The organism is Serratia sp. YC16, from assembly GCF_009707615.1.
In the GTDB taxonomy this organism is placed as follows: Bacteria; Pseudomonadota; Gammaproteobacteria; order Enterobacterales; family Enterobacteriaceae; genus Serratia; species Serratia surfactantfaciens.
In genome coordinates this window covers 70,802-84,856 of the sequence record NZ_WLYN01000006.1, presented here as the reverse complement: position 1 = coordinate 84,856, position 14,055 = coordinate 70,802, and the positions used below count along the sequence as shown (strand labels likewise).

12 protein-coding genes and 1 tRNA gene are annotated in these 14,055 nt (G+C 56.9%); 7 read left to right on the top strand and 6 right to left on the bottom strand.

Going from position 1 to position 14,055, the window contains the following annotated elements:
* The first annotated feature begins 100 nt into the window (after positions 1 to 100).
* The 3 genes from GKN89_RS17610 to GKN89_RS17600 all read left to right on the top strand — a co-directional run bounded on the left by GKN89_RS17610 (position 101) and on the right by GKN89_RS17600 (position 3,191).
* Positions 101 to 715 (top strand): 2OG-Fe dioxygenase family protein, encoded by a 615-nt coding sequence (locus GKN89_RS17610; protein WP_230329007.1) that lies wholly within the window; start codon positions 101 to 103, stop codon positions 713 to 715.
* Positions 712 to 1,944: a cysteine desulfurase-like protein gene (locus GKN89_RS17605; RefSeq protein ID WP_154747456.1), complete on the top strand. Its 1,233-nt coding sequence runs from the start codon at positions 712 to 714 to the stop codon at positions 1,942 to 1,944. The genes GKN89_RS17610 and GKN89_RS17605 overlap by 4 nt, the downstream gene beginning before the upstream one ends.
* A 254-nt stretch (positions 1,945 to 2,198) precedes the next feature.
* A complete protein-coding gene (locus GKN89_RS17600; protein ID WP_025160221.1) occupies positions 2,199 to 3,191 on the top strand; it encodes a LacI family DNA-binding transcriptional regulator in 993 nt (330 codons plus the stop codon).
* 90 nt (positions 3,192 to 3,281) lie between these two features.
* On the opposite strand, the gene GKN89_RS17595 is transcribed toward GKN89_RS17600, so the two are convergent.
* Genes GKN89_RS17595 through GKN89_RS17585 form a run of 3 tightly spaced genes read right to left on the bottom strand, consistent with a single transcriptional unit; the run spans position 3,282 to position 6,912 of the window.
* A complete protein-coding gene (locus GKN89_RS17595; RefSeq protein ID WP_154747455.1) occupies positions 3,282 to 4,679 on the bottom strand; it encodes a cytochrome c in 1,398 nt (465 codons plus the stop codon).
* On the bottom strand, positions 4,676 to 6,328 hold the full coding sequence (locus GKN89_RS17590; RefSeq protein WP_370520224.1) for a GMC family oxidoreductase: 1,653 nt from the start codon (positions 6,326 to 6,328) through the stop codon (positions 4,676 to 4,678). Before GKN89_RS17590 ends, GKN89_RS17595 begins: the two co-directional genes overlap by 4 nt.
* On the bottom strand, positions 6,325 to 6,912 hold the full coding sequence (locus GKN89_RS17585) for a sugar dehydrogenase complex small subunit (protein ID WP_154747454.1): 588 nt from the start codon (positions 6,910 to 6,912) through the stop codon (positions 6,325 to 6,327). The genes GKN89_RS17590 and GKN89_RS17585 overlap by 4 nt, the downstream gene beginning before the upstream one ends.
* A 748-nt stretch (positions 6,913 to 7,660) precedes the next feature.
* Between GKN89_RS17585 and GKN89_RS17580 the strand changes: the two genes are divergently transcribed.
* A complete protein-coding gene (locus GKN89_RS17580) occupies positions 7,661 to 8,611 on the top strand; it encodes a 2-hydroxyacid dehydrogenase (RefSeq protein ID WP_154747453.1) in 951 nt (316 codons plus the stop codon).
* An 87-nt stretch (positions 8,612 to 8,698) separates the two neighbouring features.
* The gene (locus tag GKN89_RS17575; protein WP_019455669.1) at positions 8,699 to 10,009 is read left to right on the top strand and encodes an MFS transporter; all 1,311 of its coding nucleotides are present in this window, start codon (positions 8,699 to 8,701) and stop codon (positions 10,007 to 10,009) included.
* 204 nt (positions 10,010 to 10,213) lie between these two features.
* On the opposite strand, the gene GKN89_RS17570 is transcribed toward GKN89_RS17575, so the two are convergent.
* The 3 genes from GKN89_RS17570 to prfB form a co-directional block, all read right to left on the bottom strand.
* Positions 10,214 to 10,287, bottom strand: a tRNA-Gly gene (locus tag GKN89_RS17570).
* A gap of 147 nt (positions 10,288 to 10,434) precedes the next feature.
* A complete protein-coding gene (gene lysS, locus GKN89_RS17565) occupies positions 10,435 to 11,952 on the bottom strand; it encodes a lysine--tRNA ligase (protein ID WP_019455668.1) in 1,518 nt (505 codons plus the stop codon).
* Positions 11,953 to 11,961: 9 nt separating this feature from the next.
* Positions 11,962 to 13,060 (bottom strand): peptide chain release factor 2 gene (prfB, locus tag GKN89_RS17560; RefSeq protein ID WP_100219139.1). Its coding sequence is split into 2 segments (ribosomal slippage): positions 11,962 to 12,984 and positions 12,986 to 13,060, totalling 1,098 coding nucleotides; the frame shifts between segments, so codons are not numbered across the junction.
* A gap of 261 nt (positions 13,061 to 13,321) precedes the next feature.
* Between prfB and GKN89_RS17555 the strand changes: the two genes are divergently transcribed.
* Positions 13,322 to 13,708, top strand: coding sequence for a type II toxin-antitoxin system RelE/ParE family toxin (locus tag GKN89_RS17555; protein WP_154747452.1), 387 nt, complete (start codon positions 13,322 to 13,324; stop codon positions 13,706 to 13,708).
* Entirely contained in the window at positions 13,701 to 14,045 is a 345-nt protein-coding gene (locus GKN89_RS17550) for a DNA-binding transcriptional regulator (protein ID WP_154747451.1), read from the top strand. The genes GKN89_RS17555 and GKN89_RS17550 overlap by 8 nt, the downstream gene beginning before the upstream one ends.
* The last annotated feature ends 10 nt before the right edge of the window (positions 14,046 to 14,055 follow it).

Below are 14,055 nucleotides of genomic sequence, written 5' to 3'. Positions count from 1 at the left end.
TATAGAGTCGTCTACAATTCAATCGAATTACCCCCTACAACATCAGAAATTATTATTATTAGAGGTGATTATGTTACAGAAACACGAAAACGTAATAAGTATGACTGTACTAAGCCCACAAGCCACCCAACAACTGATGCCTTCGTTTTCCTTCTTGCCCCACACGCAACACGCCGATGGCAAATATCGCCTGCGCCGTTATTCGGTCGTCAAATATCTCAACCCCAACGTCGCTGAAGTGGGGCCGCGCACCTTCATGCAGTCCGATCAGATCAACCACTTCCAGGGCAACGTGGTGCGCCGCTTCGAACCTATCGACAGCGCCGTGCTGCAGAGCGCCGGCATGGCGGAGATGTGCAACCTGTTCGCCGAAAATAACGAGCTGCCGGAAGGCACTGAGATAGAGATCCACCAAATGCGCGTGGTCGCCATCCAGAAAGATACGCTGGTGGCGCCGGAAGGCATTCACCAGGACGGTTTCGACCATATCGCCATGATCGCCATTCACCGGCACAACATCGTCGGCGGCGAAATCATGCTGTACGACGACAGCCATCACGATCCCTTCTTTAAAAAAGCGCTGGCGGACGGCGAGGCCGTGCTGCTGGCGGACAGCAAACTGTGGCATAACGCCACGCCGATCAACGCCGTGAGCCCGCAAGAAGAAGGCTATCTGGATCTCTTCGTCCTCACCGCCCGGGGAGAGAAAGCATGATCTTTACACCCGAGCTCGCCCGAAGCCAGTTCAGCGCCCTGTCTCAGCAGATCGACGGCAAGCCGGTGATTTTTTTCGACGGCCCCGGCGGTGCGCAGGTTTCACGGGGCGTGCTGGAAAAAATGACGGACTACCTGGGGAAATACAACGCCAACCTGGGCGGCCACTACTTCTCCAGCCGCGTCACCGGCGAGGTGATGGGCCAGGCGCGGGAATCGGTGCGCGCCTTGTTAAATGCGCCGTCACCCGACAACATCGTCTTCGGCATGAACATGACCACACTGACTTTTCACCTCAGCCGCACTATCAGCCGTGACTGGCAGGCCGGCGATGAGGTCATCGTCACCGCACTGGATCACTACGCCAATGTCTCCAGCTGGCGGCAAGCCGCCGCCGATAAAGGCGCTGTGGTGCATCAGATAGCCTTGGAGCACGCCGACTGTTCCCTCGACGCCGCGAAAGTGTGTGAACGCATCAACGCCAACACCCGCCTGGTGGCGGTCAGCTACGCCTCCAACGTCACCGGCAGCATCGTCGATATCAAAACCATCGTCGAAGCCGCACATCGGGTTGGCGCGCAGGTATATGTCGACGCCGTACACTATGCGCCGCACAACCTGATCGACGTACAGGCGTTGGGTTGTGATTTCCTGGTTTGTTCCGCCTACAAGTTCTTCGGCCCGCACGTCGGCATGGCCTATATCGCGCCGCAGTGGCTGCAGCGTCTGCAGCCGTACAAAGTCGAACCGGCCACCGACGTCGGCCCCGGCCGTTTCGAGACCGGCACGCAGAGCTTCGAGGCGCTGGCCGGCGTCACGGCGGCGATCGACTATCTGGCGCAATGGGGCACGCCCGGCGCGCCGTTAAGACAGCGTCTACAGGAGAGCTTCGCCGCTTACCACCGGCACGAAGAGGCGCTGTGCCGCCACTTTTTGCAACGGCTGGAGAAGCTCGACGGCATCCGGCTCTACGGTAATCCCCAGGCGGACAGCACACGTCGCACGCCGACCTTCGCCCTGACCTTCGATGGTCATACGCCTGACGCGATCGCCCGCCGCCTGGGGCAGCACAATATCTGCGCCGGCAGCGGGCATTTCTATGCGCTGGGCCTGGTTCAGCAGTTGGGGCTGCAAGAGGGCGGCGTGCTGCGCATCGGCATGATGCACTACAACACCCAGGGCGAGATCGACACGCTGTTCGAGACGATCGCCGAAGATATCCTCAGTTAACCGCAGCATCGGCCCGCTCACCCCATTGGGCGGGCCGCAAAGGGGTAAATGGCCTTTTCCTCCCTTGATAGCAAACCGTCATGATCTGCGAGGAAAAGAGCCTATTAATGCCGGTATGGCATGGAAAAGATAGCGAGAACGGCGCATCTTGCGGTAGCCGCCCGACGCCCGGAGACAGCACATTGCACTCATTCTCTTTTGACTCGGCAGTCGGCATAATGACAAACACGGTCTGGGTCAGATGAGAATCAATGGTGAAGTCGCAGCGAATTACGTTAAATGACATAGCTGTACTGGCGGGTGTCACCAAAATGACGGTCAGTCGCTATCTGCGCACGCCGGAGAGGGTGAAACCAGAAACGGCGGCGCGCATTGCCAGCGTGATCGAGGACGTCGGCTATCAGGCCGATCCTGACAACCCGACCCTCTCTGCCAACAGCCCTCCCCTGATCGGCGTTCTGGTCCCTTCCTTTAACAATCTGATCTTTGCTGACGTGCTTGCGGGCATTGAATCCGTGTCGTCTGTGCAGGGCTATCAGACGCTGGTGGTCAATTATGACTACAACAGCAAACGTGAAGAGGAGCAAATTGCCGCCATTCTGGCTTTTAAGATCAAAGGGCTGCTGCTGACCGAGTCGGTCCATAGCCTGCGGGCGGAAAAATTCCTGCGGGCGGCGAAGATACCCGTTGCCGAAATTATGGGGCTATCGGGCAACGCAGATCGAATTAACGTGGGTTTTGACAATGTCAAAGCCGGCTATGACATGACCACCATGCTGCTGGCTAGCGGTAAAAAGCGCATTATCTATTTTGGTTCAATGTCTGATATCCGCGATGAACAGCGCTATGCGGGATACTGCCAGGCGATGGCGAACCAGGATTTGCCTACCGGGCGCATTTCCCCCAATAAGGTCTCTTCCATTTCGATCGGGACAGGCATGATGACGCTCGCGAGCCAAATGTACCCGGATATGGACGGTATTCTCTGCACCAATGACGATCTGGCCGTGGGGGTGCTGCAGGAGTGCCTGGCAAACGGCATCCGCGTCCCCGCGCAAATCGCCATTGCCGGATTTCACGGTCTTGAGATCGGGCAGGTCATTACTCCCAAACTGGCCAGCGTACTGACGCCACGGTATGAAATGGGGAAAGTGGCGACAGAGATCATCATAAAGAAAATCAAAGGGCTGCCGACCATTGAGCACGTCGATCTCCACTATCGCCTGTCGATGGGGGAGACGATATAGCTTGCCCTGCCGGTTTCGTCTGCGGAAAAGCCCGCCTTGCGCCGTTCAACTTCAGCCAGGCGGCGTCGCCCACCTGGCCGTTCCCTCCCCTTAACGCGCCTTACGGCGACGGAGCCAAAATAGTATCAGCAGGATGACGACTATCGCGCCGCCGGCCATACCCGGCAGAATCATCGGCTGCGCGCGTGCCAACAGCGGTTTCGGCCCCCCGGCGCGCACTTCACCCACGTCGGCCTCGGTCACGCTCAGCCTACTGTTGCCGTATTTCTGCAGCACGAAGTTCGCAATATCGGCAACCTGCTTATCCGTCAGCTCGCCGATGTAAGAACCGGCCCCAAAGCTCGGCATCAACACATGCTTACCGTCAACCCGGCGATCGACCCCCTGCAGAATAACGGCTATCAAATTTGACGGGTTGCTCGCTGCCGTGGTGGAGTTATTGAACAGCGATGGGTAGGCCTGGTTAAGGCTGCCGCTGCCGTCCGGCTGATGGCAACTGGCGCAGTAACCGCTGTAAAGCGCCTCGCCACTATTGAGCGTGTGGTTGGCGTTGGGCGAGTTCACGCCGCGCAGGTTGCGCTCGACGTTGTAGTGCGCCAGGCTAAGACTGGCGCTCTGACGATCGTCGCCCTGCGCAGGCACGCTCTTCAGGTAAATCGCTATCGCCCGCAGCTGCCGGTCGGTAAGGTATTGGAAGCTGTGCTCAACGGCCTCGGCCATCGGCCCCGCCGCTTGCGCGCGCCCTTCCACCCGGCCGGTTTTCAGATAGTCCATCAACTCCTGCTCGCTCCAGCTGCCGATGCCCTCCTGACGATCGGCGGTGATATTTGGCGCGTACCAGGCGCCCAGCGAAGCCCCCATCAGGAAACGCGAGTTGTCTTCCGCCATCAGCACATTACGCGGCGTATGGCAGGTTCCGCAGTGAGCCGGGCCCTGCACCAGCGCGGCCCCTTCGTTCCATGCGTCATCCTTTGTCGGATCCGCGACGTAGCGCCGATTGTCCAAATAGAGCATATTCCACACCGCCATGGAGAGACGGATATTGAACGGGAACGGCAGATCGGTGTAGTGCTCGGCCGGTTCATCGACCGGGGCGACGCCATGCATAAAGTAGGTATACAGCGCATGGATCTCGTCATCACTCAGACGGGTGTAGGCGGTGTAAGGCATTGCCGGGTAGAGATGCGAGCCATCTTTGCGGATCCCGGATCGCAGCACGTCGGCAAACTCAGCTTCGGAATAGCCACCGATGCCGTATTTCACCGATGGGGTAATATTGGTGGCGTAGATGGTGCCCATCGGGGAAGCGATGCCATATCCCCCGGCAAAAGGTTTGCCCTGCTGCTGCGCATTCGTATGACAGGCCATGCAGTCCGAGGCGATAGCCAGCGCCTGCCCTTTAGCGATCAGATCGCCGTCCCGAGCGTGCGCCGCGAGGCCGCATCCCAGCAGCAGCGCCGCCGCCAACGAGTGGGTTACTTTATTCATTTGCTCTCCAGGGCGCGCAGTACGTCATTGGCCGCCTTAAGCCCAAGCGCCGCCATCGTCAACGTGGTGTTGACGACGCTGGCCGAAACCATCGCGCCTCCGCCCGGGATCCAAAGGTTGTCATGATCGTGAGCGCGGCAGTTACCGTCCACCACCGAGTTGCTGGGATCGCTGCCCATGATCGTGCCGCCCATAATGTGGTTGTTGGCATTCAGCTTGTCGTTAATCACAAACTCTTGCGCATCAAACAAGTCGCCGATCTGGCGCAGCTGAGTTTTGACCACTTCCAGCCCTTTGCGCACGTAGTCGCCGACGTCGTAGTGGATATCCGGGCAAGCCAGGCCATGTTTGTCTTTGCGGGTTGGGCTCAGCGTTAGGCGGTTATTCGGATCCGGCAGCGGTTCCAGGCTGATGGAGAGATCCACCGAGCGGCTGGCGCGGTCGCGCACTTCCTCCTGCAGCGCCTTGCCGACCTTGCCCGTTTTCAGCACCTCCAGGGCGGATGGGATCACCCGATTGATGTTATTGATGATGATCTTGTTGGCGGAATGGTCGCTGCGGAAGGCGCCGTCGCGATACCCCACCATGCAGCTGCTCTGCGCCGGACCGCGGCCAACCCACAGAGGCTCACGCGCCAGGAAGGAACAGTGCAGGCCGGAGTGGTCCATCATGTTGCGCCCCACCTGATCCGAGCTGTTCGCGATGCCGTTCGGGTTCTTTTCGTTGGCCGCCAGCAGCAGCAGGCGCGGGTTTTCAATCCCATTGCAGGCCAGAACGAACGCTTTGCCGATCGCCCGATGAGAGCGGTGCGTGGTGTCGTACCAATGGACGGCAGTGACGCGGTTATTGTCGTCGGTGTCGATTTTGTACACCACCGCTTCGGGGATCACCTTCGCCCCTTTGTGTTCGGCCCGTTCAACGTGGTGAATGCCGTTGTACATCGCTCCGATCGGACAGATCGGTTGGCAGTTGTTGTTACCGCAGCAGGTGGGCCGCCCATTCCAGGGCCGAGTGCTGCGACCTTGCGGAATGGGCACCGATTTAAAACCGTGAGGATTTACAATCTCCGCGATACGCCGGTCGCCGTAGGCCCAGGGCACCATGTCCATCGGGTAAGGCCCACTGCGTTCCGCAGGGGACTGCCACTCCGGGTTGTTCGGGCCGGCAACGCCGATCTCCTCTTCGGCTTTGGTGTACCACGGTTCGATTTCCTGGTAGGAAATCGGCCAGTCTCGCCCTACGCCGTAGAGGGATTTCATGCGAAAGTCATTGGGGTGATTGCGCCAGCAGGAGGCTGCCCAATGCCAGGTGGTTCCCCCCACCACGCGCAAGTAGCCCTGCTTAAAACCAGATCCATTGGGGCCGGTCAGCTTGATATAGTCGTTTTCCGGGAAATAGAGCGGCGCGGTGGCGTACTCCGATTGAGGGTAAAGTCCCTGGAAGTCCGACCCCGCACGGTTGTGCAGCGGCATATTGCGCCAGTTTTCCACCGCCTGAGCGCGCTCAATGCGCGGGCCGGCTTCAAGCACCAGCACCGAATATCCCTGGCTCACCAAAGTATCCGCCATCAGGCCGCCCACGATGCCGGAACCGACAATGACGACATCGGCTTCAGCATCGCCGGCAGCATTTATGATTGGGCTTTTCACGCGGGCTCCTTATCTTTTTCGGCAAATAAGGCAGGCAAATCTGTTGCGGGAATGGAGGGTTGGCGGGTAACGCCCGGCGGCAGGCCGGTCCACCACAGGGGGCCAAAATTACACCAGGTCGGCACAATCAAAGCATCCTGCACCGTGCGGTACATCAGCGCCTCTTTATAGGCGATCAGCTGGCCATGTTCGGCGTTTGAAGGATCTACGGTTCCGGTATACCACGCGGTCACAATTGCCTGGATCAGCTCACTCTGCCCCTGCTCGATCGCCTTTCGGTTAAAGGCTTCCGCATCTGTGGTTTGTTGGCTCAGGATGAACAAGGCGTTGAGCTGTGGGTTCAGCTGCGGAAAATGCTCGCGCAGTGCAGAAAAATAGCGGGCGGAGAGCGTGACGTCCAGATCGTCAAACGCCGTAATTTTCCTCGAAATTTGCAAAAATTGCGCGTATTCAATGGGCGAAGCGGCAATCTGAGCCCGTTCCGCATAGGTAATATTTGAATAAGGTAACAGGCTGGCGGTGACGATTACGCCCACCATTTTTGCCAGCGCCTCCCTGCGGGTAAGCACGGTTTGCAACGACATAGTTAACTCCAAAATAATTATGTTTTTGTATAGTTTTTTTTAATATGTATCAGAATGCATGCAAACCAAAATGAAAAATGGCATCTAAATGAGGAATAGCATTAAAAGATCAAGGTGTTATGGCGTTGCCGTTTTTTGCACCGACGATAAACTCACGGTGCATTAATGACATAATAAAAACGCGCGACGAATTACCCGGAAAATAACTCGGCGTAATTTATGTCGTAAATGGATTCGACCCGACGCAATATTTAAACGCCAAACGTTAGCCGTATTTACGAGAGGGGCGAGCCCTTGTGCGACATCTGAAATAGCACTCGTGCACCATTATTCAGGTGGTGGATGAGGGAGGTTTTCCGCCGACAGTCTGAGCCGCTGCGGGATCGTCTTTGACATGACGGAATAAGCGCCGGCCTATATCACGGCTTTTAGCTGCTTAAAAACATGACAAAAATCACTTAATGGCATGTTACGAAACGACGTTACCTATCCTGTGATCCACAGCAGATAATCGCTGGATATTCACCGATTCCAACAGGGTTGATAGGTTTCACTGACCCGGCCACCGGCATAATGTGCTTATTTCCCCTGATAATAACTGACAGAAATAATGAAATTGCACACCAGATCACGCCAGCAGTAACACGGTTTTTTAACACTCTTTGGCGTGATACAGATCGCAAAAATAAGCGGTAAAAAAACGTCTGATACAGGATATCCCATTTTGTTTTCAGACAGGATCGCAACCATGCATACTGACACTCAACCTACCGTTTTACTTATCGCGCCGGTCATGGACGCTTTACAGATCGCGTTGGACGCCAGTTACCGGGTATTCCGTCTCTATGAACAATCTGACATTCCGGCCTTTTTGGCTCGCCATGGCGCAGAGGTTCGGGCGGTGGTCACCCGTGGCGATGTGGGGGTCACCCGAGAGACGCTGGAACAGCTGCCGCAGGCCGGCATGATTGCCGTCTTTGGGGTGGGCACAGACGCTATCGATCTCAACTACACCCGGGAGCGTGATATCCGCGTCGGGATCACCGCCGGCGTGCTGACCGATGATGTGGCCGATCTTGCGATGGGGCTGCTGCTGTCCGCCAGCCGCCGCCTGTGCCAAGGGGACCGCTTTGTGCGTGAAGGCCGCTGGGAAACGACGCAGCCGCCGCTGGCGACCAAAGTGAGCGGCAAACGCATCGGCATTTTTGGCATGGGGAACATCGGCCAAGCCATCGCCCGACGAGCCAAAGGCTTTGATATGACCGTCCAGTATACCGATCGCCAGCGCAAAGGCGGCCTGGACTATCAGTGGTGCGCCGATCTGCATGCGCTCGCAGCACAGAGTGATTTTCTGGTGATCGCAGCGTCTGGCAGTGCGGAGAACCGCGGGATTATTGATGCTAGCGTATTTGCCGTCATGCCCGATCGCGCCTGGCTTATCAATATCGCCCGCGGCAGCCTGGTCGATGAACCGGCGCTGATAACGGCGTTACAAAATCATGTTATCGCCGGGGCTGCTCTGGACGTATTTGAAAACGAACCCCATGTACCGGCGGCGCTCTTGGCTCTCGAGAATGTTCTGCTGCAGCCCCACGTGGCCAGCGCTACCGTAGAAACCCGCCAGGGAATGAGCCAATCCGTTTTGGATAATCTGGCTGGTTATTTTTCCCACCAGGATATTCCTGGCTTAATTCAATAAAAATGATCGCCTGAATGGCGAACCATCATTTTTATTCAGCCTAACAAAATATCCGCTTATCGTGGCGGATATCATCGAGGCGTTACTATGACCGATAAAATACCAGGAACTCGCTGGCTGCGGGTTATCGCGCCGATCCTTATCACCTGCATTATTTCATTTATGGATCGCGTTAATATCAGCTTTGCTCTGCCGGGCGGCATGGAACAGGATTTAGGCATTACCAGCCAGATGGCTGGCGTGGCCAGCGGTATCTTTTTTATTGGTTATTTATTTCTGCAGATTCCCGGCGGACGGCTGGCGGTTTACGGTAGCGGCAAACGTTTTATTGCCTGGTCGCTCGTGGCCTGGGCGATTGTCTCTATCGCTACCGGGTTTGTCACCCATGAATATCAGTTGCTCGCGCTGCGTTTTATTCTCGGGGTCTCCGAAGGTGGGATGTTGCCGGTGGTGCTGACCATGGTAAGCAATTGGTTCCCGGAAAAAGAACTGGGCCGGGCCAACGCCTTTGTCATGATGTTTGCGCCATTGGGAGGGATGCTGACCGCCCCGGTTTCCGGCGCGATTATTGCCGCCCTCGACTGGCGCTGGCTGTTCATTATCGAAGGCTTATTGTCGATCGTGGTGTTGACCATTTGGTGGCTGGTGATCAGTGACCGCCCGGAAGAAGCGCGTTGGCTACCGGCCAAGGAACGCGAATACCTATTGACCGAGCTGGCCCGGGAGCGCAAAGCGCGAGAAGGGATGGCGCCGGCGGCCAAAGCGCCGCTCAAAGCCGTGTTCCGTAACAAAGGATTGATGCGCCTGGTCGTGCTGAATTTCTTCTACCAAACCGGTGACTATGGTTATACGTTGTGGCTGCCCACCATCTTGAAGAACCTGACCGGCGGCAGCATGGCTAATGTTGGCGTGCTGGCGATCCTGCCGTTTATTGCCACTCTGGCGGGGATTTATGTGATTTCGCTGTTCAGCGATCGCAGCGGTAAACGCCGTTTATGGGTGAGGATCTCCCTGTACTGTTTTGCGGCGGCGCTGGTGGCCTCGGTAATTCTGCATGAGCATGTGGTGGCCGCTTATATCGCGCTGGTGGTATGCGGCTTCTTCCTTAAAGCGGCAACCAGTCCATTCTGGTCCATTCCCGGGCGCATTGCGTCGGCAGAAGTCGCCGGCAGCGCACGCGGGGTGATCAACGGGCTGGGCAATCTCGGTGGGTTCTGCGGCCCCTATCTGGTGGGCGTCATGATTTATCTGTATGGGCAGAATGTCGCGGTTTGCGCGCTGGCCGTATCGCTGCTGCTGGCAGGCACCATCACCTTCCTGCTGCCGAAAGAGTGCGATCGCGCCGGAGGAGAAACCGACGACCGCCTGCCATCAGGGGCTAAACAGAAGTGGAGTTAAGCGGCAATAACGCTCTGTGGGCAGCGACGGCGGCTCACACCCGCGTCAGGCTTGGGTGGCGCGTTGTTTATCGCGCCAAAACGCAGGACCAGGGGGTGAGATGATCACAAGCCAACTCGATACCCAAACGGTAATGCGGTTCGGTGAGAAATCGTCTTTTCTGAAAGTGGTTATAACTTAATGAAATGATACATAAGGAGATTTTGGAGCGGGTGAAGGGAATCGAACCCTCGTATGCAGCTTGGGAAGCTGCCGTTCTACCATTGAACTACACCCGCATCGGTGTGCGACAGGCATTATAACCGGTTATCGGCGGCGGGCAAGCGGAGATGGCGCGTAACTGTCGATGTTTTAAGCGGTTAAGTCCCGTGGGCGAAAAAAAACCGGCGCAGCTGCCTGCACCGGTTGTTGCACGCTAAACGGGATTACTTCTGCGGGCGCATCGCCGGGAACAGAATCACGTCGCGGATGGTGTGGCTGTTGGTGAACAGCATCACCATGCGGTCGATACCGATGCCCAGGCCGGCAGTCGGCGGCAGGCCGTGCTCCAGCGCGGTGACGTAGTCTTCGTCGTAGAACATCGCTTCGTCGTCGCCGGCGTCTTTGGCGTTCACCTGGTCGGCGAAGCGCTGCGCCTGGTCTTCGGCGTCGTTCAGCTCGGAGAAGCCGTTGCCGATTTCACGGCCGCCGATGAAGAACTCGAAGCGGTCGGTGATTTCCGGGTTAACGTCGTTGCGGCGCGCCAGCGGCGACACTTCAGCCGGGTACTCGGTGATGAAGGTCGGCTGAATCAGATGGCTTTCCGCCACTTCTTCGAAGATCTCGGTCACGACGCGGCCCAGACCCCAGCTCTTCTCAACCTTGATGCCGATGGATTCGGCGATGGCCACCGCTTTGCCCATGTCGGCCAGATCAGCCAGATCGGTTTCCGGACGGTATTTCTTGATCGCCTCGGTCATGGTCAACTTCTCGAACGGCTTGCCGAAATCGAACACTTCGTCGCCGTACTGCACCTGAGAGGTGCCCAGCACTTTCTCGGTCAGGGTGCGGAACAGGCTCTCGGTCAGTTCGATCAGGTCTTTGTAATCCGCGTAAGCCATGTAGAGTTCCATCATGGTGAACTCTGGGTTATGGCGCGGAGAAACGCCTTCGTTGCGGAAGTTGCGGTTGATTTCGAACACGCGCTCAAAGCCGCCGACCACCAGACGCTTCAGATACAGTTCCGGCGCGATGCGCAGGTACATGTCGATATCCAGCGCATTGTGGTGCGTGATGAACGGACGCGCGGACGCGCCGCCCGGGATCACCTGCATCATCGGGGTTTCGACTTCCATGAAGCCGCGTTCCACCATGAAGTTACGGATAGCAGACATCACCTGCGAACGCACTTTGAAAGTGTTGCGCGATTCTTCGTTGGCGATCAGATCCAGATAACGTTGACGGTAACGGGTTTCCTGATCCGCCAGGCCGTGGAATTTGTCCGGCAGCGGGCGCAGCGCTTTGGTCAGCAGACGCAGCTCGGTGCAGTGGATCGACAGTTCGCCGGTCTTGGTTTTGAACAGTTTGCCGCGCGCGCCGAGGATATCGCCCAGGTCCCACTTCTTGAACTGGTCGTTGTACACGCCTTCAGCCAGGTCGTCGCGCGCGACGTACAGCTGAATGCGGCCGCCCACGTCCTGCAGCGTAACGAAGGACGCCTTGCCCATAATGCGGCGAGTCATCATGCGGCCGGCGACGGTCACTTCTACGCCCAGCGCTTCCAGCTCTTCGTTGTCTTTATCGCCGTACGCGGCGTGCAGTTTGTCGGAGGTGGAATCGCGACGGAAGTCGTTCGGGAACGCAATGCCGTTCTCGCGCAGGCCGGCCAGTTTCTCGCGGCGGGACTGCAGTTCGTTATTGAGATCCAGCGCCTGATCGGCGCCCTGTACTTGTTGTTCAGACATTTCTATTCCTCATAACCCGGCTTTCAAACTTGCCTCAATGAATTTATCCAGGTCGCCATCCAGTACGGCCTGCGTGTTACGCGTTTCGACGTTGGTGCGCAAATCCTTGATGCGGGAGTCATCCAGCACGTAAGAACGGATTTGGCTGCCCCAGCCGATGTCGGACTTGTTGTCTTCCATCGCCTGTTTATCAGCATTTTTCTTTTGCATCTCAAACTCGTACAGCTTGGCTCGCAGCTGTTTAAACGCTTGATCCTTGTTCTTATGCTGAGAACGATCGTTCTGGCACTGCACCACGATGTTGGTTGGCAGGTGAGTAATACGTACGGCGGATTCGGTTTTGTTGACGTGCTGACCGCCCGCACCGGAGGCGCGGTACACGTCGATGCGCAGATCCGCCGGGTTGATATCGATATCGATATCGTCGTCCACTTCCGGGTAGATGAACACCGAACTGAACGAGGTGTGGCGACGGCCGCCGGAGTCGAACGGGCTCTTGCGCACCAGGCGGTGCACGCCGGTTTCAGTGCGCAACCAGCCGAACGCGTAGTCGCCGATGATCTTGATGGTGGCCGATTTCAGGCCCGCGACGTCGCCGTCGGACTCTTCGATCACTTCGGTTTTGAAGCCTTTGGCTTCGGCCCAGCGCAGGTACATGCGCAGCAGCATGCTGGCCCAGTCTTGCGCCTCGGTGCCGCCGGAACCGGCCTGGATGTCCAGGTAGCAGTCGGCGCTGTCGTATTCGCCGGAGAACATGCGACGGAATTCCAGCAGCTCAAGCTTGGCGATCAGTTGATCCAGCTCGGCGACCGCTTCGTTGAAGGTCTCTTCATCGTCGGCTTCCACCGCCAGTTCCAGCAGCCCGCTGACGTCTTCGCCGCCCTGCTGCAGTTGATCGATGGTTTCAACGATGGTTTCCAGCGCGGCGCGCTCTTTGCCGAGCGCCTGTGCGCGCTCAGGCTCGTTCCAAACGTCCGGCTGCTCCAGCTCGGCGTTGACTTCTTCTAGGCGTTCCTTCTTGGCATCATAGTCAAAGATACCCCCTAAGAACCGCAGTCCGCTCGGACAGGTCCTGAATTCGGTTTTTTACCGGATTAATTTCAAACATGGTTTCGTTCTTTTACGTTGATGTCGTCGATGGCGGAATGCCATTGGAACCGCTAATTCTAACGGATCCGGGCGGCAGTTTATAGCGAGTTGGTCAGTTTTTGTGGCGATCGGGTAGCAAAGCGGGTGGCAGGATGAGCTGGAATTTCGTCAGCGTTTTATTGCTTATGCCCACTACGCCGCTAAGCTGTTCAAGTATTGAGCAAGGTAGCCATTAAGACTATAGTCACCACGATGACTCTCAGGGACAGGCGTTGCCAATATGGACATTTTCATCACGGATGATTTCGACAAATTTATGAAGAAAAATCGCATCGTCGATAAAAAGATTTGCACGGCGGCTCACGAACTTGAACATGGCAACCATGACGGCGATCTGGGCGGCGGCGTCTACAAGAAACGCATTCCGCTCAATCGGGGTAAACGGGGCGGCGCCCGATCGGTCGTGGCGTTTAAACGCGGACATCATCAGTATTTTGTTGATGGATGGCTAAAAAACACCGTAAAACAGAGCGGTGCAAAAGAAATTAACGATGATGAATTGGCAACCTATCGTGAACTCGCCAAAGACTTTCTTGCCATGCCGCCGGAAATTATCAAACGAGCCATCGATAGCGGTTACCTGCGAGAGGTGAAATGCGATGACTGAAAATCGCCTGCTCAGGCTGCAAAAAATGGCGCAACGTTTCCATGAGGTAGGCGCCGTCTCAGACGATACGATGCGCAACATCGATGCGCGCGTACAGGCGCAAGAGCAAAATACCCAGCGTGAACAGCGTGAGCAAATGGACGGTGCACGCATCAAAATGCTGCGCAAGCGGCTTGGCCTAAGCCAGGCCGATCTGGCGGCCGTGGTCAACATGTCGACCACCAGCGTACAAAAATGGGAACGCAACGCGGTAAAACCTCAGGGTTCCGCGCTAAGAATGCTGGAAATTATCGAACAGAAAGGGGTCGCCAGCCTGATCATCTCGCCACGAAACTGATGGTGCGTTC

Bases quoted from the DNA above. Each gene is read 5' to 3' on its own strand.
- GKN89_RS17575 (WP_019455669.1), top strand. From the start codon at position 8,699: ATGACCGATAAAATACCAGGAACTCGCTGGCTGCGGGTTATCGCGCCG.
- GKN89_RS17605 (WP_154747456.1), top strand. From the start codon at position 712: ATGATCTTTACACCCGAGCTCGCCCGAAGCCAGTTCAGCGCCCTGTCT.
- GKN89_RS17595 (WP_154747455.1), bottom strand. From the start codon at position 4,679: ATGAATAAAGTAACCCACTCGTTGGCGGCGGCGCTGCTGCTGGGATGC.
- GKN89_RS17555 (WP_154747452.1), top strand. From the start codon at position 13,322: ATGGACATTTTCATCACGGATGATTTCGACAAATTTATGAAGAAAAAT.
- GKN89_RS17610 (WP_230329007.1), top strand. From the start codon at position 101: ATGACTGTACTAAGCCCACAAGCCACCCAACAACTGATGCCTTCGTTT.
- GKN89_RS17580 (WP_154747453.1), top strand. From the start codon at position 7,661: ATGCATACTGACACTCAACCTACCGTTTTACTTATCGCGCCGGTCATG.
- GKN89_RS17550 (WP_154747451.1), top strand. From the start codon at position 13,701: ATGACTGAAAATCGCCTGCTCAGGCTGCAAAAAATGGCGCAACGTTTC.
- lysS (WP_019455668.1), bottom strand. From the start codon at position 11,952: ATGTCTGAACAACAAGTACAGGGCGCCGATCAGGCGCTGGATCTCAAT.
- GKN89_RS17585 (WP_154747454.1), bottom strand. From the start codon at position 6,912: ATGTCGTTGCAAACCGTGCTTACCCGCAGGGAGGCGCTGGCAAAAATG.